This is a genomic window from Anaerobacillus sp. CMMVII (assembly GCF_025377685.1).
Classification (GTDB): Bacteria; Bacillota; Bacilli; order Bacillales; family Anaerobacillaceae; genus Anaerobacillus.
Genome location: NZ_JACEHK010000002.1, coordinates 112,965 through 138,488, shown reverse-complemented (window position 1 = coordinate 138,488; position 25,524 = coordinate 112,965). Strand labels below are relative to the sequence as shown.

The 25,524-nt window shown below is 37.6% G+C and carries 19 protein-coding genes and 2 pseudogenes; 5 read left to right on the top strand and 16 right to left on the bottom strand.

From position 1 onward, the window contains the following. Window positions 1-2 precede the first annotated feature (2 nt). From H1D32_RS04805 to H1D32_RS04790, 4 genes are all read right to left on the bottom strand, one after another. Window positions 3-875, bottom strand: a complete 873-nt coding sequence (locus H1D32_RS04805; RefSeq protein ID WP_261177064.1) for a 6-phosphofructokinase — start codon at window positions 873-875, stop codon at window positions 3-5. Between the two features lie 66 nt (window positions 876-941). After that, complete coding sequence (gene xylB, locus H1D32_RS04800) at window positions 942-2,444, bottom strand: xylulokinase (RefSeq protein WP_261177063.1); 1,503 nt, start codon at window positions 2,442-2,444, stop codon at window positions 942-944. 271 nt (window positions 2,445-2,715) lie between these two features. Then, a complete protein-coding gene (xylA, locus tag H1D32_RS04795) occupies window positions 2,716-4,047 on the bottom strand; it encodes a xylose isomerase (protein WP_261177062.1) in 1,332 nt (443 codons plus the stop codon). Window positions 4,048-4,228: 181 nt separating this feature from the next. Next, window positions 4,229-5,365 (bottom strand): M24 family metallopeptidase, encoded by a 1,137-nt coding sequence (locus H1D32_RS04790; RefSeq protein WP_261177061.1) that lies wholly within the window; start codon window positions 5,363-5,365, stop codon window positions 4,229-4,231. Window positions 5,366-5,620: 255 nt separating this feature from the next. On the opposite strand from H1D32_RS04790, the gene H1D32_RS04785 reads away from it, so the two are divergent. Continuing rightward, a complete protein-coding gene (locus H1D32_RS04785) occupies window positions 5,621-6,787 on the top strand; it encodes an ROK family transcriptional regulator (RefSeq protein ID WP_261177060.1) in 1,167 nt (388 codons plus the stop codon). A 435-nt stretch (window positions 6,788-7,222) separates the two neighbouring features. Here the strand turns inward: H1D32_RS04785 and H1D32_RS04780 are convergent, their stop codons facing one another. Beyond that, complete coding sequence (locus H1D32_RS04780) at window positions 7,223-8,746, bottom strand: glycoside hydrolase family 43 protein (protein WP_261177059.1); 1,524 nt, start codon at window positions 8,744-8,746, stop codon at window positions 7,223-7,225. Between the two features lie 187 nt (window positions 8,747-8,933). Between H1D32_RS04780 and H1D32_RS04775 the strand changes: the two genes are divergently transcribed. Further along, window positions 8,934-10,298, top strand: coding sequence for an MATE family efflux transporter (locus H1D32_RS04775; RefSeq protein ID WP_261177058.1), 1,365 nt, complete (start codon window positions 8,934-8,936; stop codon window positions 10,296-10,298). Between the two features lie 332 nt (window positions 10,299-10,630). On the opposite strand, the gene H1D32_RS04770 is transcribed toward H1D32_RS04775, so the two are convergent. After that, complete coding sequence (locus tag H1D32_RS04770; protein WP_261177057.1) at window positions 10,631-12,265, bottom strand: glycoside hydrolase family 9 protein; 1,635 nt, start codon at window positions 12,263-12,265, stop codon at window positions 10,631-10,633. A gap of 527 nt (window positions 12,266-12,792) precedes the next feature. On the opposite strand from H1D32_RS04770, the gene H1D32_RS04765 reads away from it, so the two are divergent. Beyond that, entirely contained in the window at window positions 12,793-13,044 is a 252-nt protein-coding gene (locus H1D32_RS04765) for a hypothetical protein (protein WP_261177056.1), read from the top strand. Between the two features lie 151 nt (window positions 13,045-13,195). Here H1D32_RS04765 and H1D32_RS04760 read toward each other — a convergent pair whose 3' ends face one another. Together H1D32_RS04760 and H1D32_RS04755 are read right to left on the bottom strand one after the other, a co-directional pair. Further along, window positions 13,196-13,849 (bottom strand): SGNH/GDSL hydrolase family protein, encoded by a 654-nt coding sequence (locus H1D32_RS04760; protein WP_261177055.1) that lies wholly within the window; start codon window positions 13,847-13,849, stop codon window positions 13,196-13,198. A gap of 1 nt (window position 13,850) precedes the next feature. After that, on the bottom strand, window positions 13,851-14,477 hold the full coding sequence (locus H1D32_RS04755) for a polysaccharide deacetylase family protein (RefSeq protein WP_261177054.1): 627 nt from the start codon (window positions 14,475-14,477) through the stop codon (window positions 13,851-13,853). Window positions 14,478-14,686: 209 nt separating this feature from the next. Here H1D32_RS04755 and H1D32_RS04750 point away from each other — a divergent pair, with 209 nt between their 5' ends. Beyond that, window positions 14,687-15,193 carry a hypothetical protein gene (locus H1D32_RS04750; protein ID WP_261177053.1) on the top strand — a complete coding sequence of 169 codons (507 nt, stop codon included), beginning with the start codon at window positions 14,687-14,689 and terminating at the stop codon, window positions 15,191-15,193. A gap of 38 nt (window positions 15,194-15,231) precedes the next feature. On the opposite strand, the gene H1D32_RS04745 is transcribed toward H1D32_RS04750, so the two are convergent. The 5 genes and pseudogenes from H1D32_RS04745 to H1D32_RS04725 form a co-directional block, all read right to left on the bottom strand. Then, entirely contained in the window at window positions 15,232-16,572 is a 1,341-nt protein-coding gene (locus H1D32_RS04745) for an MFS transporter (RefSeq protein ID WP_261177052.1), read from the bottom strand. A 1,178-nt stretch (window positions 16,573-17,750) separates the two neighbouring features. Further along, the gene (locus H1D32_RS04740) at window positions 17,751-18,758 is read right to left on the bottom strand and encodes a FecCD family ABC transporter permease (RefSeq protein WP_261177597.1); all 1,008 of its coding nucleotides are present in this window, start codon (window positions 18,756-18,758) and stop codon (window positions 17,751-17,753) included. Beyond that, window positions 18,758-19,776 (bottom strand): annotated as a pseudogene (locus H1D32_RS04735) (FecCD family ABC transporter permease). The gene H1D32_RS04740 and the pseudogene H1D32_RS04735 overlap by 1 nt, the downstream one beginning before the upstream one ends. Window positions 19,777-19,916: 140 nt before the next feature. Continuing rightward, window positions 19,917-20,858, bottom strand: coding sequence for an iron-hydroxamate ABC transporter substrate-binding protein (locus tag H1D32_RS04730; protein WP_261177051.1), 942 nt, complete (start codon window positions 20,856-20,858; stop codon window positions 19,917-19,919). Beyond that, on the bottom strand, window positions 20,809-21,654 hold the full coding sequence (locus tag H1D32_RS04725; protein WP_261177050.1) for an ABC transporter ATP-binding protein: 846 nt from the start codon (window positions 21,652-21,654) through the stop codon (window positions 20,809-20,811). Before H1D32_RS04725 ends, H1D32_RS04730 begins: the two co-directional genes overlap by 50 nt. Before the next feature lie 206 nt (window positions 21,655-21,860). Here H1D32_RS04725 and H1D32_RS04720 point away from each other — a divergent pair, with 206 nt between their 5' ends. Further along, a complete protein-coding gene (locus tag H1D32_RS04720; RefSeq protein WP_261177049.1) occupies window positions 21,861-22,451 on the top strand; it encodes an MSMEG_1061 family FMN-dependent PPOX-type flavoprotein in 591 nt (196 codons plus the stop codon). A gap of 77 nt (window positions 22,452-22,528) precedes the next feature. Here the strand turns inward: H1D32_RS04720 and H1D32_RS04715 are convergent, their stop codons facing one another. The 3 genes and pseudogenes from H1D32_RS04715 to H1D32_RS04705 all read right to left on the bottom strand — a co-directional run bounded on the left by H1D32_RS04715 (window position 22,529) and on the right by H1D32_RS04705 (window position 25,475). Next, window positions 22,529-23,308, bottom strand: coding sequence for a (2Fe-2S)-binding protein (locus H1D32_RS04715; RefSeq protein ID WP_261177048.1), 780 nt, complete (start codon window positions 23,306-23,308; stop codon window positions 22,529-22,531). 317 nt (window positions 23,309-23,625) lie between these two features. Beyond that, window positions 23,626-24,725 (bottom strand): annotated as a pseudogene (locus H1D32_RS04710) (substrate-binding domain-containing protein). 42 nt (window positions 24,726-24,767) lie between these two features. After that, complete coding sequence (locus H1D32_RS04705) at window positions 24,768-25,475, bottom strand: HAD family hydrolase (protein WP_261177045.1); 708 nt, start codon at window positions 25,473-25,475, stop codon at window positions 24,768-24,770. Window positions 25,476-25,524: the final 49 nt, after the last annotated feature.

Sequence of the window (25,524 nt, the reverse complement as noted above, 5' to 3'; positions counted from 1 at the left end):
AATCACTCCTCGATTTGTTTTGTCACTACTTGGTTATTTTTAAAAAGCAGAATACTCGATTCCTCTTTGTTGTTCAGCCATTCTAAAGACTCACGAACAAACTTCTGTGCCAGCACTCGGTCTAATGCCGTTGGGTAAGGACCCATACATTGTGCTTCATCGATTGTCGTTAACCTAAAGTCAAAAGGTTCAATCAACTTCGCTTTCACCTCTTGCGGATCAACTTCTTCATTCATTAGTAAAAATACGAACGTTTCACCACGAACAACTTTTTTTTCAATTTCAGCTTGTACCTGAGCCATTGTTTCCAAGCTTTTGATTTCAACACCATCTACGGCAATGGCTGCATCCGTAAGAAGAGTACCTCGGGAGTTCCCTGGAATTTGAATGCAAAATAAACGAGTTTCTTTTAGTACTAATGAACTGGCCGTATCTTTCACTTGTAGGATAGATTTAACTACAGAGTTTAAGGCTGTATCATATCCCAACGTGTAATCAGACTCAGAAACATCATTATAGATCGATGAAGGTACACATAAAACAGTTGTAACTCCTTTGAGTAAGCGTTGAATTTGAAGAGCATCCTCTAACGGTCCGATAACAATCAATTTTTGAAGCGCCATCTTCGCAATCGAATTTACAAATAGCTTACTTGAGTCTCCTTTAAACTGAAGGCTTCTTAGTTCAGGTAATGATTGTCGTCCACTAATCGTAGTTGCCTTTTTTTCAAATGGTTTAAACACATAATGGGAGTTTTCATAATCAAATTCAACTCCTATTAGAGAAGCATCTTCAGGCATATTCTCATTTAAACTTTTTAGAAATTGTTTAAGACCGCCATGAAAGGATCCTACGTTAACAACACCAATTTCCATATATTCGTTCACCTCTTTAGGAAAAGCTCTGACCAGAGGCAGAGCTATATATTTCATCTCATTAAATTAGTTTTTGCGGAAGCTTTTTAAACCTTCGTTTAACCCTTTTGTTTGTTGATAAACATCTTTATATAATGTAAATAATGCTTGATATTTTTCCACGTTTTGTGGAATTGGTTCGTAAACCTTATCCTCAGCCGTAAACACTTCTGCACATTCTTGTAAAGAATTGAACCATCTAGATCCGTAGGCTGCGAGCATTGATGCCCCTACTGCTGGTCCTTGTTCACTAGACAACTTGACAATTTTTGCATTAAAAACATCCGCTTGGATTTGTAACCAAGTTTCGTTTTTAGCGCCACCGCCAATCGAGATAATTGTATCAATTGTTTTGCCACTTTCTCTAAAGATTTCAATTGATTCGTTTAGCGAGAATGTGATGCCTTCAATAACCGCCCTTGCAAAATCAATTCGCTCATGTGAGGCATCCATGCCAATAAAGCTTGCACGTATCGTTGCGTCCGCATAAGGAGTTCGCTCACCAACTAAATAAGGGGTAAAAAGAAGTCCATTAGCTCCAATCGGTACTTCGCTTAGTCCATCTAATAGAGCTTCAAACGTTTCCGTTTTGGCAAATGTATCTTTAAACCAGCTCAAGCTATATCCTGCAGCTAGGGTTACACCCATGGTGTAATAGGCATCTTCTTGTCCGTGATTAAAGTAATGAACCTTTCCACCAAAATCACGATCTTTCGTTTCTTCATAAGAAAGGACAACACCTGAGGTTCCGATACTACAAAGTGTTTTTCCTTCTGTTAAAATGGCTGAACCAATTGCTCCACAAGCATTATCTGCGCCACCAGCAAATACTTTTGTTGTCTTTGCTAGTCCGGTAGCTTGGGCAAAAGTTTCTGTAAGTTCACCAACGAAACCATGAGATTCAACAAGTGGTGGGCACAATGATGGATCAAGTCCAACAAGATCGCAAATTTCGTTGCTCCATGCTTTTTCTGCAATATTTAAAAGTAGTGTACCAGCAGCGTCCGAGTATTCACTATGGATTTGCTCTGTCATTTTATAACGTAAGTAATCTTTTGGTAGCATGAACACAGCAGCTTTTTCTAACACTTCCGGTTCATATTGCTTCACCCATAAAAGTTTTGGTAAAGTAAACCCTTCTAAAGCAGGATTTTTCGTGATTGCAAGTAGACGTTCTTCCCCAACAAGATGATAAATTTGTTGGCACTGTTCCGTCGTTCTCGTGTCATTCCAAAGAATGGCGTTGCGTAAAACCTGGTTATTATCATCCAATAAAACCAGTCCGTGCATTTGGCCTGAAAAGCTAATACCTTCGATCGAAGCAACGTCTCCATCAAACTGTTCAACCAAATCTTTCAAAGCCAATGTTGTTTTTTCAACCCATTCATGAGGATCTTGCTCACTAAACCCGGACTTCTCTTGAATTAATGGATATGATTTCGAAACTTCGTGACAAACTTTTCCTTCTTGATTCATTAACAATACTTTTACTGCGCTTGTACCAAGATCTACACCAATTACGTATTTCATTCACTGATCACCCTTATCCATTTTCTATCATTAGAATGTTTTGTAAAGGCTCTTTTCGTAAACAAGTTGCTTTGGCTTTCTAACCTATTTAAAAGAATAACTAAGGACTTTATCCAGGTTCAACTTCTATTAGTTAGAAAAGTGCCCCAGAGAACTTAATATTTCAGGGCTTAATTGAAAAACAACAAACTATGCGAGAACAGCCTTTGTAAAAAACATGCTGGAAAACTAATGTCATCCAGCATGTTTTTGTTCATTAATTTTAATATTCTTAAGCTTTTACAGTTGCATATGCCTCAAGGATGTATTTATTTAAAGTGCCTTTTAGGAACTCTTGTCTGCCTGACTTGTTCTTGATTTCTCCAAGACTTAAAGCATGCTTCTCTAATTTGTGGAAATCTGTCTTACCTTCAACGATTTCAAGACCAATTCCTTCAGTGAAACTGCTATAACGGTCAGCAACAAAGTTTTCTAATACTTTATCTTCTAATAAACGTTGTGCTACTTTCGTACCAACTGCAAATGCATCCATACCAGCGATATGAGCGTGGAATAAATCTTCTGGATCAAATGAACCACGACGTACTTTTGCGTCAAAGTTTAAACCACCTGAACCTAATCCATCATTTTTGATGATTTCATACATTGCTAATGTAGTTGAGTATAAATCTGTTGGGAATTCATCTGTATCCCAACCAAGAAGTGGATCACCTTGGTTTGCATCTACAGAACCTAACATGCCATTAATACGAGCTACATGTAATTCATGCTCAAATGTGTGACCTGCTAATGTTGCATGGTTAGCTTCGATATTAAATTTGAATGTATCTTTTAAGCCATACTGCTGTAAAAATGCCATTCCAGTAGCTACATCGAAATCATATTGGTGTTTAGTAGGCTCTTTTGGTTTTGGTTCAATTAAGAATTGAGCATCGAAACCGATTTCGTTAGCATAATCCTTTGCCATATGGAAGAAACGAGCAAGGTTGTCTAATTCAAGCTTCATGTTTGTGTTTAATAATGTTTCGTACCCTTCACGACCACCCCAGAATACGTAGTTTTCTGAGCCAAGCTCTTTACCAACTTCTAAACCTTTCTTAACTTTCGCTGCAGCATAAGCAAATACGTCTGCGTTTGGAGCTGTCGCTGCCCCATGTAACCAACGTGGGTGTGAGAACATGTTAGCAGTATTCCATAATAATTTTGTTTTACTTGTCTTCATATAGTCTTTTATCATCGCAACAATAATATCAATGTTCTTAAATGTTTCACTTAAGTTATCTGTTTCAGGCGCAACGTCAAAGTCATGGAAACAGAAGTAAGGAACATCTAACTTTTCGAAAAACTCAAAAGAAGCTTCAACACGAGCTTTCGCTAAGTCGATACCAGATAGGTTATTGTATGGACGAACCATTGTTCCTTGACCAAATGGGTCAGTACCTTCTCCAGTAAATGTGTGCCAATAAGAAACTGCAAAGCGCATGAAGTCTTCCATTCGTTTACCGTTAATCATTTCTTCCGGATTATAAAATTTATACGCCAGTGGATTAGACGAATTTGGTCCTTCAAATTTTATTTTGTTAATGTTATTGAAATATGTCATTTATATTTCCTCCATTTATGTTCTATTTATTATATTTGGCTGTTTTCGCAAAGTATGTTGCTTAAGTAAATACTAAGATTTCATTACTTATTTTGTAAGTACTGCTCTTTTCTTACAATTTATTGAGTGTTATCTTCAACTAATGAATTTTTTCATTTACTTTAGCTTAAAAAGTTACCCCTTATATTTCTAAAATAGCTGGGCGCTTAATGGTCTCACCAGTTCTCACTTGAAAACTCTGTAGCGGCCAACCACTTTCTGATACCGTAATAATTTCCGGTGTTGTATCCACAACTATAATAGTATCTTCTGACTTGGTTCCTTTAATCGATGGATTCCATGCAAATGCTTGGTTTTGTTGGATAAAATACTCTGTAGTAGCATTTACTAAATATTCACGGTTTTGATACCCAATCGCGCCACCTTGGTGATGTTGTTGCCATTCGCCATAGTACCCTACATCTTCATAAAGCTTCTTCATTTGATCAAAGATTTCTATTGTAGATTTCCCAACTGTTGATGTAGCTATTAGTTCCGAAGCCACTTTTGCTGTTAAAGTGAATTTTTCACTTAGTGCTTGTGGGAGTTTTCCTGAATAAACCATTCTTGTAAGGGCAACAACCAACCCTTTATAGGAAACACATGAGACAACCATACATTTTTTTACGAAACGATTTTTTGTTGCAATTGGATGGCGGAAGAGGTCTATTCGATCTTCACATCCGACTAAAGTTACGGTTGGAAGCAAACCATTCGCTAAGTAAGTTCTATTCAACCCTGCAGCAATTTCTAATTCAGTTTGCCCTGGAACAATTGACATGCAATATTTTTCCATTAGTGTTGCTGCTGTCTCACCTAAATATCTGTACCTAACCTGCTCCAACTCCGTTAACGAAAAACGCAGTTTACTTAGCTCAATTGTTCTAACGTCCATTCCCTCTAGTGGAGTATCGGAAGCTACTCTTCCTTTTCGGACAGTTTTCCAGACAGTTTCATTTATATCCTCATACCATGGATAATCAATCACTTGAATTGGTAATGAGGCAATCTCTTCATTGACGACACGAGGTTTTTCACTGGAATTTGTAATTAAGTAAACAACTTGCCTAGTGACTAATAAGCCACATTGGCCATTCTCACTATTGTACAAAATTCCATTATGACCTCCGCTTGTTAGCCACGCGAAATTATCTTGGCGTTGATAAAAAACGGCTTCGTACTGATAATCATCCAAGAAACCCCTTACAATTTCTAGTTTGATGTTCATGTCTTCTTTTTGCGAGATTACTTCTTTTAGTGCTTCAACCTCTCTAAGCATTTTCCACCCCATTCCAAGAAGCTTTTGTACCTTAGTTGAATTGTAGCATGTAAAACTTAGTTTGTATATCGAATGAACTAAGTTTTCACTTAAAAAAGTATAGTTTATACCGTGTAAATTTAATTATAAGATCTTTTTAGCGGTCATATTTTCCAAATGAACTTCAGTTAGTACATCGGTCAAACAAAGTTTTTCTTTTTAGGTTCATTATGTTATTATGATGTGAAACAGATCAAATTTAGGGAGTAGAAAACCATGAGCTGGAATCAGCAATTAGTAAAACTAAACAATAAATCGCTTGTTTTACAATCCATTAAAGATCATGGCCCCCTGTCTCGAGCTGACATCTCTCAACGTCTAGGTTTAACCAAAGGCACTGTTTCTTCGTTAGTTACCGAACTTTTGAATGAACAGCTTTGTTATGAAACTGGACCTGGCGAGTCTAGTGGAGGACGTCGTCCTGTTATGCTGGTTTTTAACCAGACATCAGGTTATGCAATCGGGATTGATTTAGGGGTCAATTATATATTAGGCGTATTAACAGACCTTAATGGAAACATCACTAACGAACAGACAATCTATTTAAATAAAACAAATTATGATGATACTTTAATAGCAATCAAGAAGATCATCCGGAACCTAATTTCAAGAGCTCCCGACAGCGTTTATGGGGTCGTTGGAATCGGCATCGGTGTGCCCGGTATCGTAAATAAACTAGGAGAGATATTGTTAGCTCCCAATTTAGGATGGAAAAACACCAAACTTCAAGAACAAATCGAACAAGAGTTTCAGCTACCTGTCATCATTGATAATGAAGCAAATGCAGGAGCCTATGGAGAAAAGTGCTTTGGTGCGGGGCGGGATTTTGAAGATATCATTTATATAAGTGCCGGCATTGGAATCGGAGTAGGTTTTATTTTAAATAATGAACTTTACAAAGGGAAAAACGGTTTCTCAGGCGAATTGGGTCATATGATCATTCAAGTAAATGGAAGAGAATGTAGTTGCGGAAGTAAGGGATGTTGGGAACTCTATGCTTCTGAAAAAGCACTCTTACTTGAAGCCAGGCAAGTAGATAGTTCAATGAGCGAGGAGCTTAGTTTAGAGCATTTAATTGATCTCGCACCAACGAACCATGAGGTGCAGGAACTATTCCAACATGTGGGCCACTATTTAGGAATTGGCATTAACAACATTATCAACACCTTTAATCCTGAGCAAATTATTATTGGGAATCGCTTAGCGATGGCGAAAGAATGGTTAGACAGTCCATTAAAACAAGTGGTAGAAAGCTACACTCTAAAGCAACATCAAGCGAACTTAGAGATTACTTTTGCAGAGTTGTCTATTTACTCCTCCGCTCTAGGGGTTTCAGCATATGCAGCAGAAAACTTTTTGAGATCTGATTTATTAAACCAATAACATTTTTGCACACCAATCCATAGGTTGGTGTGTTTTTTGTTAACAAACTTGGCTAAGGTGCCTTCATAGTGATAGATTTCTAGACAATTACTCATCTCCTTAGTAACAGTCTACAGGATAATGTGGACATATTCGTGGATAACTAACGATTTGCTGTTGGTAAACCGTTAACAACCTGTTGATATGTTCATAACTTTGTTAATAAGTTATCTAAGTACATTGAATTTTGTTAAAAAACAAAAAATATTAGGGCCTTATTACTATGAGATAACACTTGGACAGTACTTTTGTTTTAGTTTTTATGCTCGTACCTCGTACAAATCGTTAATGAAAAGCAAAAAATATTTTTTTAAATTTAGCTTCGTAATTAACATTCTCATTAGCCAGCAAAAATAGCCGAGTTCAAACTGCCCTCGGCTATTTTTGCATATTTACTTAAGACAAAGCTTCATACCTGACCCAGTCAAAGAAGGCTGGGGTCTTGCACATCTCGCCGTTCCCTGTAGCATAAAGACCGATACAAACACCTGTAAATCCTCCATTTTTTTCAGGAGATAGGGATGCAGCTAAAGCTTCGCCAAGAAGTTTCCATTCTTCATTTTCATCAGCATATAAAAAGTAATAATTTTCCTCATCTGATCGAACGGCCAATTTAACAACGTCTGCTTTCACTATTTTACGACCCAGTTCGTTTGTTTGTCCATTTACAGTTTCACTTACAACGATAAAGCGCTCATCATTAATCATTTTAACACCAATTTCAATATGGGCTTTCTCATTATATCTGACAGCTAGTCCCGCCTCTTCACCGCCCTGGTGAGGTACAAACTCCATGAACGTACTTAATTCCATCTTTACATGTTGCTGACGTCTGCTGACAAATAAAGTTGCTCCTAAATCGGTTAAGTTTTTTTCGTTCCCCAATAGTTTCAACCAGCTATAACGATCTGTTAACGAATATGCTGTTTTATCTTCCTGGCGTAAAAACGACCATGAAGGTACCAAATTCTCTAAAGTAAAATCGTCATAAAAACTAGGAACTTGAGTTTGCTCAGTTCCTAGCAAATCCGTTTCCACAATTAATCCTACGCTACCTTCATTGTTATCTATGGTTGGCCAGTCGTCCTCTGTCCAAGTAATTGGCGCTAGAAACGTTTCTCTTCCTAGGACACTATACTCGCCGTTCACTGGTCGAACACCTAAGAATACCGCCCACCAATTGCCGTTTAAGTCTTCCACAAAATCAGCATGACCCAAGTTATGGATCGGGTGTTCCGGAAGTTGATTGTGCGTTAATATCGGTTGATCATAAAGCTCATAAGGACCATACGGTGCTGAGCTTCTAGCAATAATTGCCCGGTGCTCATATCCTGTTCCGCCACAAGCACTCAAGATATAATACATGCCGTTAATTTTATATAAATGAGGTCCCTCCGTCCATTCTCCCCCATCTCCCCAAAAGACTGCGACAGGTTCTGTTAAGGCTTGACCGGTTTTAATATCAATTTCGTATTGGATCACGTGGGAATTATCAGCTTCACCATTTTGGGCAGTCACATAAACCTTCCCATCTTCATCAAACATTAACGAGGGATCAATATTTCCATATGGAATTTTTATTGGATCAGACCAAGGACCAGTTGGATCTTTGGCTGTGACATAAAAGTTTCCGATACCATAAACATCCGTGGTAATCATGTAAAAGGTACCCTCATGATATCTTAAGGTCGGTGCAAATATCCCTTCTGAGCTTTTACGTGTTCCTAAATCAACTTGACTTTTACGTGTTAAAACATGGCCGATTTGCTTCCAATTTACAAGGTCTTTGCTATGAAAAATCGGCACACCTGGAAAATATTCAAAAGAACTCGTAATCAAATAATAATCCTCTTCCACTCGTATGATACTTGGATCTGGATGAAACCCTGAAATAATCGGATTTTTATATTTTATAGTCATTAACCATACTCCTTCGCCTGCAAAATGTAATCGCATTCATACTTCAAAGTATATCCCAGTAATAATGAAAGAGTCATTGAAGTTACTATACTTTCTATTGTAGTAATTAAAGATGTTCGCTTTTCATTATTGATTTTTATGAGAAAAAAAATGATTATAAAAGGATACTAGTTTTAAGGAGCTTATCATGGAGAAAAGCAATGTCAAGAAACTAACCCTTTTTGCGATTACATGGCCCATCTTTATTGAATCTTTGTTACATATGTTTCTAAGGACTGCTGATACATTTATGCTAAGTAAAGTATCGGATGAAGCTGTTGCTGCAGTTGGGGTCGCTAATCAGTTAGTCATGTTTATGTTCTTTCTGTTTAATTTCGTATCAGTTGGTGCGGCAGTTGTGATTGCTCAGTATCTCGGGGCAAAAAGATATAATGATATTCATAAGTTCGCTGCAAATGCGCTTTCATTGAACTTTTTGTTTGGGATATTTATTAGTCTTACCATTACGCTTTTTAGTACGACCTATTTAAATCTATTTAATCTAGACGCATACTTATTTTCAGAAGCTAGAATTTATATGTTAATCGTTGGTGGAGCTTTATTTTTACAAGCATTGATGCTCACGGTTTCTGCGATTATCCAAGCTCATGGTCATACAAAGTATACGATGTATGTTTCGGTAGGGATGAACATCCTCAATATCACAGGAAATTACCTCTTTATTTTTGGAGCACTAGGTTTTCCACAACTAGGGGTAACAGGGGTGGCCATCTCCACCGTTGTCAGTCAATTTTTAGGATTAATTGTGAACTTCCTTATTCTATTTAAAAAAGTAAAAATTCAATTACCAACCAAAGATTTACTTCATTTGCAGAAGCAGCGTGTAAAACAACTATTAAGTATCGGCGTACCATCTGCAATTGGTCAAATCTCTTATGCTGGTAGTCAGGTGGTAACAACCGGTTTTATTGCTACGCTTGGCACACAGCTGTTATCAACAAGAATTTATACTTTAAATATTTTATTCTTTGTGATGATCTTGTCGATTTCCTTAGGAAGAGGCACCCAAATTATCATCGGTCACTTCATAGGCGCTGGTGAAAAAGAAAAAGCCTATCAAGAGGCCTTCAGAAGTTTAAAATTAAGTATGGTACTGACTCTTTCGGTTACAACTGTTATGGTTTTCTTTAGAGAGTCCTTGTTAGGTCTTTTTACAGATAACCCTGAGATTATTGTTACCGGGGCAGTTTTACTACTCATGGGCTTTCTCTTAGAACCTGGGCGATGCTTAAACATTGTTCTAGGCCAATCTCTTCAAGCCGCAGGTGACGCCAGGTTTTTAATGGTTTCAACAATTCTTGTTATTTGGGGTTTTAGTGTACCACTCTATTATGTTTCGGGAATATACCTTGGGTTTGGATTAATTGGCATTTGGGTCATATTTATTGCTGATGAATGGGTACGCGGGATTTTACTTTGGTGGCGTTGGCGATCAAGGAAATGGGAACAAAAGGCGTTAGTAGGTAAAACGAAGCAAGAAGCAACTGGTTAGTTAGTAGATTTACTGCTTTTGGGAGAAAAAGGAGCCTACAAATTGAATTGTCTGGCTCCTTATTTTTAAAAGCTTTGTTATACGAACAGCGGTTTTACATACCAAACAAAAAGGGTAGCAAAAACAATAACGGCTATAAACATTGTAATAGTAGCCTGAGTTTTCTTTCGCGGTTCCTTAACAATTGTCCGATACCGATATAGTAACACTCCGAAAATCGTTAGTCCTAACAAAAAGTGGATTAGGGAATGTTCTACCTCAAAAAAGTAAAGTCGCAATACATAGATCCAAAATACTAAAAATATTATCATTAAAAAGCGGTTTTGATACATTTAATTATTCCTTTCTAACTCGTTATATGACAGGTTCGTCCAGTATGAGACCACAAATACAGCTGGCGAATTCCAATAAATGGTCACTTCATTTGTAGAATAGCTATCTACGTGATCGATATAACAACAAGCAGGTGATCGCCCAGCCAGATTCGTCTTTGCACAATCATCCTCTAGACCTCGGTTAGGACCTCCTAAGACAAGCCCCGCTACCGGCTCAATAACACCATCACCAACAGATGGCCGATGATGAGGATGTAAAACTTGATTCGTCCCATGTCCCGTGACATAACTAACATTTAGGACATTTCGACCTAATAAGTAATGTAGATGATTTAAGGCACATTCAGCATATCTTTCATTATTATGAAAAAAGTGAGCAATGAGTAAAAGCATCCCATGGTTCAGGACTACCATATTACTTCCCCAAATGTACTCGGTCTCTGAGAGTGAGATGAGATAACCATTATCAGTACTTTTCTCAACTAGTTTGTCTGCTTGTATTCGTAATCCCTCTAGCAATTCACTATAAACCTTACTATTCCCTTTTTCTTCGCCATTTAAAAGATAAGCTATCGTTCCATAACCACCGACATTTGCCCACCCAAGTTCATACTTTGGAAAGTCAGCCTCTACCAATAAAAGAAATGCCTGCTGATACCTATCGTGACCTGTTGTTCGATAAAGCTCAGCAGCTGCCCAATATCGTTCATCCTGATCTTCGTCGTCTCCATACTCCCCTGTTAGAATGTCATCTGGATTTTTATAACCGCTAACCTCTTTGTGTATTTGAAGCCAGTCCCACCCTCGTTTTGCTGCAAAAAGACATTGCTCAGAAAGAACCTTATCAATATTTTTGTAGATACGAGCGGCTATTGACATTACCGCTACAAAACAACCTGTTGCCGTTGCAGATATCGGTGACAGATATAAATCACCAAGATCATTTTCTGGCATGACATCTAAACTAGGAAACTCTTTGGTTGTGACCTTATGAAAGACCCCACCTGTGAGAGGATCTTGCATTTTTAATAACCAGGTTAGCTCATACCGACATTCATGAAGAATATCAGGAATACAATTGTCTGTTTCAGGAATAGGCAAAGCTCTACTAAATGCATGCGGATAGAATTCATACGCCAATAACAAATCGGCAACCGCCTTTGCTGCTGGGACGACATACTTACCGTAATCACCAGCATCATGCCAGCCGCCACTACAATCTATTATTCTATTTTGGTCAGTATAGACAATTGCAGGAATTGTATGACATGCCTTATGGCTCCAACTTCCCGCATATTTTTCTGGTAAATCACTCCCACAACGGTAAAAATAAAACGCTTTCAGTAAACTTTGTTGAAGCTCATCGTAGGGTTGCTCAGTTACCAAAAAACTAGCAGAAACAAATTCGTTAGCTCTCACTCGGTATTGTCCTGGTCTTTTTAAGAGAGAAAAATCAGCGTGGCTTACTGAAGAACCACTAGCATTGTCCAGTGTCAACTCTCCCGTTTCTCCACAATAAACGACAGACCCATTCTCATCATCAACAATTTCAAAGGCTCCTTGAAACTCGTTAATAATCGCTACTTTCTTTTGGCTACTAGGATAACCTACTTGATTGACTTGAATGTCCAAAATCTCAACTCCCTTTTTATATAAAATGGTGTATTTTTATCAGGCTCTTTTCGTAAACATTGTGGCTTTTTAACGTAAAATAATTGGGGGAAATTGCTTAGATGAAGATATCACTCAATAAATTGAGTAAGAAAAGAGCACTACTTACTAAATAAGTTGTGAGATCTTAGTATTTTTGTGTAAAAATCCGGCCTTTGGGATTTTTACGAAAGCAACAAACTTTGCGTAAACAGCCTTTTACTAATCAGGAGATACTAACATTTAACTTTTTAGACAGCATCAAACATAAATTATACCCTTCCCTGTTGACTTGGACATTAGAAGAACTAAAGGCGATTTCGAAAAAATTAAAGTTTTTTTGCTTGAGTCTATTTTTTCGTATATCAAAGTACAATGTGCAGGAAAACTTAAAGAACTATATAACATACTGTATAAAATGAAGACCTTTGTGCAGAACGGTTGTATCACACTCTAGATCTCGTTTAATAAAAGCGTTCTTATTCCATAACTTTAAAGGGGCGGATAAAATGTTTGGGGTTAATTATATTGAACATACGTTAACAAGCGAAAATTTCAAGCTTGCCCATAACAACGAAGCTGCACCAATCTATGTAGCTAGTTATGACTATTCTGGTGTAGTTAGAGCAACGCATGATCTGCAGGCTGACATTCAACGAGTAACAACCGTCATTCCGACGATAACTCACGAAATATATACATTAAATAGAGGTATCGTAGTCAAGTCACGTAGACTCGTTCTATGTGACCCACTCTCCTGAATTATTGTAAATCTACTACCTAGATTCGTTCTACGCGCCCAATCCCCCTAATTACTGAAAAACCCAGTCTAATACAATCGTCTTAGGAACCGCATCCGATTACTTAAAAAAAACATGCTTGGACCTCAGTCCAAGCATTTCCTCAATCTCATTACCGGTCCCAATCAAAGCCGATCTCACGCAAGAAGGCTCGAGCAAGGACCATATGTCCAGTTGCTGTGGGGTGCACACGATCCCATGCTAGTGTCGATGAATAGAGATCCTTTAGCACAACATTAAAAGCCGCTTGCGTATCGATAAAGATGCAGTCATATTTTTCAGCTAACTGTTTTACAACTTCACCATATTGATCCATGGTTTGGCGCATGGCATCCTGCTCATTGCTTTCTAAGTAATAAGGAGTCATTAGCACTAGGCCTTTCACCTTGGGCTTCGTTTCCTGAATTAACTTCTCTAGAGTCTCCTCATATTCTTCTATATACACATGCCAGTCTTTTATGAAAGGTGTATCGTATTGGCGCCAAACATCGTTAATACCAATCATAATTACTAACCAGTCTGGGTTTTGCTCGATTACATCTGCTTGCCATCGATCCTTTAGTTTCCTTACAGTGTTGCCGCTTATCCCTTTATTGACGACTCTGATCCCTAGTTCAGGGTAAACAGATTGCAAGAGTGCATCAACGAATGACACATATCCTTTTCCTAGTGCGCCAAACAATCCTTCACCTTCAGGTTTCCCCCGATCACAATCCGTAATTGAATCTCCGATAAACAATAGTTTTTGCCCTTTTTCAAGCTTCATATTAATTCATCCTTTCTTCTGCTAACCGCAATAACTCACTTACAGTTACAAGTTTATATCCCTGACTGTGAAGTTCCTTAACTAGTAGTCGTACTGCCTCGATGGTTTGTGAACGGTCACCAAATCCATCATGAAAGATTAGGATACTTCCTTTTTTTATCTGCTCGCGTGACTTTGAGAGGATATGTTCCACGCCTGGTTGCTCCCAATCCATAGCATCAAGGTTACACGCACCTATCATGCGATAGCCTAAGTTTTCACATATTGAATGTGTTTCATTATTATAATCAAAATAAGGCGGACGAAATGTCGTCGGACTTTGCCCAGTCATTTCTTTCGTGATTTTATCTGAAAGTTTGATCTCATTGACATGATCACTAGAATTCAGATCTGTTAGCTTTGGGTGTGTGTATGTATGATTTCCGATTTCATGGCCTTGCTCAATTGCCGCTTCGACGATCTCAGGGTATTTAGTCATTTGATTACCAATCATATAGAACGTAGCTTTCCCAGAAACTTCCGCAAAAATCTCTAGAACCTGTGAAGTATACAATGGGTTAGGTCCGTCATCAAACGTAATCGCAACAACTTTATGTTGAGTTTGAACTTCATTAATAATCCTTGCCATGTTGTTACCTCCTATTCCAAAAAGATATAATAATTCTAGTAACACTTTATACGATCATTTTTAAAATGTCATTGAATTTTATTTACTATATTCCTTTGTTTTTTTAGAAAGTGAAACCCTTTATTAGAAAAAGTCGTCTGTATTAATAAAGGTTGTTGCTAAAAAAATTGTAATAATTTTACCCAAAGAATTTTTGAGGAGGACTATATATGAAACTAAAAATATCGTTATTATTTTGCACTTTATTGGTTTTCGGAGGTCTATTGATTGGATGTAGTGGTCCTGAAAATAAAATTTCCAGTGAACTTCTTATAACGGAGAAAGTTCTACCAGTAGACTTTTACGAGCTTGCTAACCAAGGTGTTTTGGTTAACAAAGTTACAAACCAAGAGGAATTCAACGAGCAGTGGACTTTTTATCAGTTACAAGGAACCCCAACGGAATTGGATTGGAACGATAAAGTAGCGATATTTTTAGGCGTTTTTGAATCTGGATCCTGTCCTTATGGTTTGGATTTTGTTGAAATCAACACCGAAAAAACAGATTTAATTTTCAATCTCAAGAATAATTCTAAAGGCAATGCTTGTACAGACGATGCTACACCTAGAACATTTGTGGTCGCTGTCAATAAAGACGAAATTGCCGATGTTACCTTCGTGGTAGTTGAGAACTATAGCGGGATTAGGCCACGAGTTGAATTTTATAATGTAAGATAGTAAAAGGCACGGAGATACATCAATCTCCGTGTCTTTCCTTATGTAACTCTATTTTTAAAATAAAAAACAAATACACATATTGAGCTTAAACTAAGTGCAACTAAAACGAAAAAGCTATTTTGGTAGCCAACTTCTGAAGAGAACCAGGTTAATAATATTCCAGTCATCGTCACTCCGAACGCTCCACCAAAAAATTGAATTAATTGTGCCATCCCAATGCCCGAACCAATCTCTTCAACGGCTAAAATTCTTGTATATTCATTGGAGATACTTGAGGTCAGCGCTGAAAAACCTGTACTCATAAACATATAGGTAAAAAGGATGAAAATCGGTGCGATTGATGCTGTCAAAGTAAATAGAACCGTAGCAATCACAAACAAGGTTTGACCAAAGATAATTAATGGAATATTTCCAAAGCGATCGATAAAGCGTCCGATGAATTGGGCAGCAATTGCCGATAAAATTGCGCCTGGAAAAATGATCATTCCAACTGCAGCTGGTTCTTTCTGAAACACGAGAGTTAGGATAATTGGCAGTAAAAATAGCGTTGAAAAATGAATAACAAATCCAATAAAACCAATATAAAGCAACTTTCGATATTGCTTATTTTTTAGTAATCTCGGTTGAATAAACGGCTGGTCACGAAGGTGGATATGGCGCCATAAAAGAAGCGCTACGACAAGCGTAAGGATTAACAATACTACTGAAAATGACGAAAGAAATAGTAACAAGCCTGTTACACATAACCCAGTAAGGATACTCCCGACTAAATCAAACTTACCAGCTTTAACCACCTCTTTTGGCAAGAGCTTCATAAATATAGGAAGCAAGAAAAAAACGAAGCCTGTAACAACAAAAAGATAATTCCAGCCTAAGTATTGAGTGATTGCTCCACCAATCACAGGACCAAGCCCAAAACCTAACGAAGCCGCTGAAGCAATATAGGCCATTGCCCTTCCCCGCCTAGTGATCGGGATATAACGACCTGCGAGTACCATCGCTAGCCCCGGAACAGCCCCTGCTCCAGCAGCTTGAAGAATACGAGCAAATAACAAAGCATAAAATTGGGTAGCGAAAAAGCCGATGACAGAAGCTACCCCTAAAATGATTAATCCAATCAGCAGCAAACGGGAAATCGGAATGAAATCAGATAGACGACTATAGGTTAATGTCGCAATCGCAAAAACGATGGAATACCCCGAGACGACCCAAGCTGCGGTAGCTGATGTTAAAGAAAGGTCAAGGAGTACATTTGGTAAGGCAATATTAAACATGGTTGTATTCATTACGACAAGCCACACAGTGAAACTCCAGATGAGAACAACTTTATTCTCAGAGAATGTCTCGGAAGTACCACGAGCTAGCGCTTCATCTGCCATAAAATCCCCCCTCATAATTACAGCAGTCTACTTACCTATTTTATTCCTGAATTAATCTATATACCATATTTTCTTTCATAAAGGCTTTTTTAACGTGAAATAATAGAAAAATTCCTAAGATGAAGATATCACTCACTATATTTAGTAAGACAAGAGCACTACTTACTTAATAAGTTGTGAAACCTTAGTATTTTTACGAAAGCAACAAACTTTGCGAAAACAAAGCATTTCGCTTTTACGAGACTGTTTTTACCATTTACTAGGAGGTCGCGGGACGTATTTCATTTTTACGAGACTACTTTTACCATTTACTAGGAGGATGAGGGTCGTATTTCATTTTTATAAGACTGTTTTTACCATTTACTAGGAGGGCGAGGGTCGTATTTCATTTTTATGAGACTGTTTTTACCATTTACCAGGAGGATGAGGGTCGTATTTCATTTTTATGAGACTGTTTTTACCATTTACTAGGAGGGCGAGGATCGTATTTCATTTTTATAAGACTGTTTTTACCATTTACTAGGAGGGTGCGGGTCGTATTTCATTTTTATGAGACTGCTTTTACCATTTACTAGGAGGATGAGGGTCGTATTTCATTTTTATGAGACTGTTTTTACCATTTACTAGGAGGATGAGGGTCGTATTTCATTTTTATGAGACTGTTTTTACCATTTAATAGGAGAACCTGGGTCGTATTTCATTTTTACGAGACCGTTTTTACCATTTAATAGGAGGACGTGGGACGCATTTCGCTTTTATGTAACTACTTTTACCATTTACTAGGAGGATGAGGGTCGTATTTCATTTTTATGAGACTGTTTTTACCATTTAATAGGAGAACCTGGGTCGTATTTCATTTTTACGAGACCGTTTTTACCATTTAATAGGAGGACGTGGGACGCATTTCGCTTTTATGTAACTGCTTTTACCATTTACTAGAAGGGCACGGGACGCATTTCACTTTTATGAGACTGTTTTACTAGGGAGACTCGGGACGTATTTCATTTTACAAAGACTGTAAAAATTAAAAACGACACAACTAGCGTGTGTCGTTTCCGGTTCGTATAGGTACCCTAAAGGAAATTTGCAATTGGTGGTTATCTGTTGTCACTTCACTAGTAGTGGCAAAGGTGGATGCATTTTTTTGTGATACGAAAACTTGTTAAGGAACTCCACACCTATTTTTTCAACAATAAATACATGAAATAAGGGCCACCGATGAGCGCAACCATAATACCTGCAGCTATTCCTTCTGGTTCAACCAAATTCCGACCTATGGTGTCAGCAAATAATAATAGCGAACCTCCTAGTAAAATCGCAATTGGCAAAAACAATTGGTTTCTCGGACCCACTAAGGCTTTTGCCATATGTGGTGCCATAAGTCCAATAAAAGCAATTCCCCCTGTAACTGATACAGCTGATGCAGCTAAGGCCACTGCCGTTAGCAATAAAACAATCCGTTCTTTTTCTATTGAGACCCCAACTCCCACTGCTATTGGCTCGCTAAGTCCAAGTAGATTTAGGCGATTTGCTTTGTACAATGTGAATGGAATCAGGATCACAAGCCATGGTAAAAGTGCCCAAATAAATGGCCAATCAGAACCCCAAATATTACCTGCAAGCCATTTCGCGATAAACTCTACTTTAAAACGGTCAGCAGATGAAATTAAGACGATCATCACTCCTGATAAGGCCATTGAAAAGCCGACGCCAATGAGCACTAAGCGAATCGGCTGAAGCCCAACTTTCTTATCATAGGCTAGCAAATAAATAAGCGTCGCTGTGACAAATGCACCGATAAAGGCTACAACTGGAAGTAGGAAAACAAAAGAACCTACTTTTAGTGGTGCAAATAAAAAGAATACAGCAATCGCGACACCTGCTCCCGAGTTAATACCGATAATCCCAGGGTCTGCTAAATCATTTCGGGTAACTCCTTGCAAGATAGCTCCGGATAGGGCTAGAGCCATCCCTGCTAATAAGGTAATGACAATTCTTGGCAAACGAACTGAAAACAAAACAAACTCTTCTTTAAAAGTTCCCTGCCCTAATAAAGTCGGTATGAGTCTTTGATAGGATAACGACGAGTACCCCGATGCCATCCCTACCACAACTGTTAGAAGGATCATCACAACTAAGATCACGAAAATAATTCGTTGTTTTTTTAGAATGTCTGGGTGAATCATCATGAGAATTCCCTACCTCCTTTACGGACAATAAATAGGAAAAATGGTAGTCCCATGATTGCTACAATTGCCACAACAGAAGTTTCATAAGGTGCATTAATTACCCGTCCAATTGTATCCGCTAACAACATAAACGTTGCGCCAATAATGGCAGACATTGGGATGATATATCGATAATCCGTTCCAACAAAGGCACGGACAATATGAGGCACCATTAAGCCGATAAATGCCATATTACCGACAAGGGAAACTGAAGCACCTGTCAGTAAAATGATTACAATAAAAGAATTGCTTTAATGCGGTTTATGTTTTGCCCAAGTCCAACTGCAACTTCTTCATTTAGACTAAGGATAGTAAGTTGTCTTGATAGAAAAAGAGCAATAAAAATTCCAATAAGAACAAACGGAATAATGACTTGAAGTTGGATCCACGTTGTCCCAATCAATCCTCCAGCCGTCCACATTGAAACATCTTTTGAGATCTTAAAATAAATTCCTATGCCTTGTGCGATTGCATATAAAAAAGCAGAAACTGCTGCTCCAGCCAAGACAATTCGAAACGGAGAAAAACCGCCTTTTTTCATCGCAGCAATTCCAAACACCATAATCGCTCCCACCGCTGCACCGATAAAGCATGCAATCATGATACCGAAGTAGTTTAAGGCAGGTATAAAAGCAATCGCTATGGCTAGACTTGCATTTGCTCCCGCAGTCAACCCAAACAATCCCGGGTCAGCAAGAGGATTTCTTGTCATTCCTTGCATAATTGCACCTGAAACGGCAAGAGCTGCTCCTACAAAAATTGCTCCAACCTCACGTGGCAAGCGAATTTCGCGGATGATTAAGATCTGATCATTTGTCATATTCGTTGCTACTGCTAACCATACATCCTTGACTGTAATGTTAGCCGCCCCAAAAACAAGAGCTACAAAAACATAGCAATGAACACAAGTATTCCCAAAAGTAGTTTAAAAATAAATGGTACGGAATGTTGGGTTTGTTTCGTCATCTGTTATCATCTTTTCTTTAGTAGAATAAGGAAAGAGGGTGTTCAAAGGGAAACATATCTTTTCTAGAAACAACATAAGTCCATTTTTATTGGAGCGTATATTATCTAAGATTGATATGTTTCCCGGATCACCCTCAAGGTATTATGAAATTAATTTTTCAGAAAATTATTAATGAAGAACTCTAATTGAAATTCTAATGTTATCGGATCATTAAAATAAAATTCTTTCGCGTTTACTTCAAAGACTTGATTATTTTGTACAGCAGGGATATTTTTGTATGTTTCAGTTTCTTGGAACGAAGTATCAGAGTCTGAATTCTTACTGAAAATAATGTAATCACCTGCAACCTCTGGTAACACTTCAAACGACAATGCATAATATCCTTGTTCTAAAGCCAACTCTTTAACCTTTTCAGGCATTTTTATGTTCATTTCTTGGTATAAGATTTCAGTACCACGAGCCCAGTTATCTCCGAAAACATACAACTCTTTGTCAAAGTTTTCAACAACAGTCACGGTTGCGTCTTCACCGATTTTTGCTTTGATTTCTTCGCCCGCTGCTTGTGCACGTGATTTAAAATCATCGATCCATGCTTGTGCTTCTGCTTCTTTGTTTAACAGCTTCCCGATTTCTAAATGCTGCTCTAAGTAGCCTAATGCTCCGTAAGTGAATGTTACAGTAGGAGCGATTTCACTTAATTTATCTACATTATTGGCATAAGATAGTCCAATAATTAAATCTGGATCTAGTTCGATAATCTTTTCTAAACTCTCATCTGTTACTTCTTCTACATTCGCTAAGTCATAGCGTGGGTTCATTTTTGACCAAGGATCAACCCCAACAACATTAACATCTAATGCCAATACATTTCCTGCAAATGTAGCAAGGACAATTACTCGCTCAGGATTAGCTGGTACCTCAATTGGCCCATTTTCAGATTGGTAAGTAATCGTTTCTTTGTTTGTTTCAACCTCTGCCGCTACTTCCGTTGCCTCAGGTTCTGTTACTTCTGTGTTCGTTTCTGCATTGTTTCCGCAAGCACTAATAAGCAGTACCAGTACGAGCATAAACGGAATTAATAATTTTTTCATCTGTCATTTCTCCTCTTAGTAGGTTGTAGGTGATACACATTGGTTTATTCGTTCTCGGATCTCTTCCGATTTCTGCATCAATATTGAATACTTTTTTCAGGACATGATGGTTGATCACTTCTTCGCAGTTTCCGGCTTTCACAATTTGGCCTGCTTTTAAGGCAATAATATAATCTGCAAAGCGAGCGGCTTGATTCAAGTCGTGTAGTACCATAACGATTGTACGACCTTGCTCTCTATTCAAGTTTTGCAAAAGCTCTAACACCTCAAGCTGGTGCGCCATATCTAAATATGTTGTCGGCTCATCTAAAAAAATAATTTCTGTTTCCTGGGCAAGAGCCATTGCAATCCAGACCCGTTGACGTTGGCCTCCTGACAAGGCATCTACTGGACGATACTTAAAGTCGATGGTTCCTGTAACTTCGAGTGCCCAATCAATCACTTCATAATCTTTTTTTGATAAACGACCGAACCCTTTTTGATAAGGAAAGCGACCGTACGATACTAACTCACCAACCGTTAATCCACTTGCACTTTCTGGTGTTTGCGGTAGAATGGCCATTTTTTTTGCGAGGAGCTTGGTGCTCTCTTTTGAAATGTTCTTTCCGTCTAGAACCACTTCTCCCGATTGATGGGTAATAATTCGAGTGATTGCTTTTAGAAGTGTCGATTTCCCGCACCCATTGGATCCAATAATGGTTGTTATTTTCTTATCAGGTATTTCAACACTCAACTCTTTAACAATCAAACTTTCACCATATCCTATATTTAATTGATTGGTATAAAGCCTTCCCATATTTCCCACCTCGTTTTGGATTAGTGATTGATAATGATAATGATTATCAATATCGTATATATGTACTATAAATCCTGACTCCCTTTCCGTCAACAGTTTTTTATCAATCGTCACTTTTTGTTCACTACTTAATTTTTTTACTAGTCTTCATACAACGATTATGGTAAGTTAATGTACAACGAATAACGAGAAGCGAGGATGGTCAAATGAAGACAGTAAATTTCAGAGATAATGCGATCACTTCAGAAGAAGAGCTAAGAGAACTCATCGGTAGCCCTCATGAATTAGTTGCAAACAAAACCGTTACAATCATCGATGAAACAGCCAAAAGGTTTATCGCAGCATCACCACTTCTCTTTCTTGCGACATCAGATGCAGCTGGTAACTGTGATGTGTCACCAAGAGGAGACAAACCTGGTTCCATCTATATCCTAAATGATCAGCAATTAGTCATCCCAGATCGTCCTGGCAACAAGCGGCTTGATTCAATTTTAAACATTCTTGCAAATCCTCACGTTGGTTTACTATTTCTTATACCAGGGTTCGACGAAGTATTACGTGTGAATGGTAAAGCTACGATTATTAAAGATGAAGCAATATTAAAACAAATGAGTTTGAAGGGGAAAGCGCCAATTCTTGGCATCGGTGTTGACGTTGAGGAATGTTTTATTCATTGCCCTAAAGCGTTTAAAGAATCAGATATATGGAGAAGCGATTCGTGGCCTACCGATCAAGAAATCCCTTCTATGATGGAGATCTTCCGTGCTCACCTGAAAATGAATGGAATTGAATATTAGAAAAACAAAACTGTTCAAATACTTATATCACTCCTAAGGAAAACCTTACTGCATTAGGCAGTAAGGTTTTTTGGTTATTACAGTTTTTGCATACCTTTTTTCATTTCTACTCTTTCTTCGTCACTCATTCTTGGACAGCTATAACACTTCGCAGTCGCACCTTCTGTTTGGTAATACAAACAGCAGGATGGTCGCATGCGAATCAATTTATCATCTTCATAAGGGCTATCAATCATCCTGAAATTTATATCTAGTGGATTTTTCGTTAGATTGAAGATTGATGGTTTTAGCTCTTTTGTTACAAAACTGAAATCTACTTCTACTTTCTTTATTTCTTCCGAAGAGAGGGCAATCGCTAAGCTTTTATCGTGGCCATGATATAAACCGTTTGCTAGTTGCCCATAGAGATCTTTTATTCTTACATTTGTTGCTTGATGAAATAGATTGAGTAAAGGGACGACATGATTAGAATACAACTCTTCTAACGCACCGTGTCTGTCTGATACAAATACTCCGTGGGTATCTAATAACCGAAAACAAATTCCACAATAATTATGTTCTTCATCATAATAAACTTGTAACTCAATATTTGATAGAGATAGGTTAAGGCTAGTGTCAGAAAATGAAAGTATGTAGTGAAAACCGGACAATAACCAACCATATGCACTGCAAAAGTAAGTAGCAACTACATCTGGGTTATTAGCCTTTAATTTACGACCATAGATATTAAAAAATTCATCGATGCTTATTCTATTTTCAAAGTCTGCAAGGATAACAGAATAAATTTTCTTTGGATGATCCTCTAAACGAAAATAATAAAAATTCTTTTCTAAAAAATCAAAGTCGATGGTTGTCATTATGAATCCCCTCTTACCGAAAATGATATTCATTATCAATTGTTAATTTGAATTTTATCATGCTAGAGGTAGAAGTCAACACCATTTGTGAGGATTTATCATCTAAAGGTTTAAATATTTAGGGTCCTGAAATACGAAATTCTCTAATTCTAATTTCAGCAATGCTAAGCTATGCAATAACTATGTTTTCTTTCTTAAATAACTACACAGTTTAAGGTTACTTCTATATATCTATATAATCCATTTACTTTAGAATCAGAAAACCCATACTGTGGGTATGGGTTTTTAGATTAAATCAAGATACTACTAGTCCTATTTTACAACTTCCTTGTTGAACTTCTTACGACCAATTCCGGCTCATATAAGAAAGACTCTACTTTTACGTCTAGTTTTCTATTCCCTTCTTTCGCTTTTACAAGCTCAACAATCATGTTCGCTGCGGTTTCACCCATTTCTTTTTTCGGGTGCTTTACCGTTGTCAACTTCACTTCAGAGGCTTGAGCTAAAAACGAATCATCGTAGCCAACGATTGAAATATCTTGAGGGACCTTCAATTCTTTTTCTCTTAGAATATCAAGTAAAAATAACGCCAGTTCATCATTATAACAAACAAGGCCAGTTGGCTTTTCCCCAGAATTCAATAACTTTTTTAACTCTTCAATAGGCTTAATTTTTCTTTCCTCTGAGCTATAAGTAATAATATTGTTCGGGTTAATAGGGATTTGATGTTTTCGATGAGCTTTAATATAGCCCTTCATTCGTTTTACACCTTGAATATCATCGTTTTTGAAAAAACCAACAATATTCTTGTGACCTAGCTTAATTAGATGTTCGGTTTGAATATACCCGCCTTTTTCATCGTTCATAACTAAACAAATCGGTTCAAGTTCATCATAAAATGCATTGATCATGATATAAGGGATATTTAAGCGTTCAAGATTAAAGTAGTAATTGATATTTGGGTTTGAAAACGCACTTTTTGTTGGTTCAATAATAACGCCATCGATATTTTGAGAAAGGATATTTTCCAAAATACGCATCTCATTTTCATGATTATTATTGGTGCTATATAAACTGACCTGATATCCTTGTTGACTTAAATATGATTCTGCGCCACGAATGATTGATGGAAAAATATAATCAGAAATATACGTTGTGACAATTGCAATATTTTAGATTTTTTCTCGTATCTAGGTTCTTCGTTCAATCGGTCAGCGACAAACGTTCCGGCACCTTGTTCTCGATATAACCAACCTTCACTTACTAATTCCCCAATAGCCATTCGTATGGTATGACGACTTACCTCAAACTCCTTCATTAATTCGTTTTCAGAACTAATTCTTTGTTGTGAAGTAAACGTTCCATCGAGAATTTTCGATTTAAGATTTTGCTTAACCATACTATATTTTGTCTCCATATTGGCACCACCTTTTTCCTACCTTACAACATTGGATTTACTCTACTTTTCTAATTCTGAATAGCTATATACCACCTTAGTTGGCGTATCATTTGTTTCAGGTTCTCTGTGTCGATAGTTATACCAAATGCTATTCCAACCTGCCTTCAAAGGAGGCACTACATCGTTTCTCCAGGAATCACCAACATAATAGCAATTTTCAGGTTTTATTCCAAGTACCTCATTCACATGCAAAAAAATTCTAGGATCTGGTTTAGCAATCCCTACGGCATCAGAAATAAATATATGGTCCTTTGAGATATACCTATCTAGCTTAAGGGCATGAATTTTCCTCCATTGATGTTCAACTGGGCCATTGGTAATCAAGCCAATCAAAAAACCTTGGTTCTCTAGTTTTCTGATACATTCAATAAACTGGTCAAATAATTGAATATGCTGTTGTCTTTCTTCATACTTCTCTTGTATTTCCTTGGCTCGATTTTCTTCTAAATGGAAGCCAAAGTCATCGAAAGCCCGAACTAAACGTTGCACCCTTAAGTCCTCTAGGCTTATTTCCTGATTACAATATTGGTTCCAGAGAATATCACTGTATTGCCTTGAAAGCTTAAAGACTTCCTCGAAAGGAAAATCTACAGTTAAATTTTCAACGTAGTTAACCGCATCTTTAAATGGTTTTGATTGATCATAAACGGTATCGTCAACATCAAAGAAAAAAGCTTTTACTTCATTCATCCCAGTTTTTGTCATCATCAATTTCTCCATTAGTATCTAAGTTTTTTTCCAACAGTCAAAGGGTTAC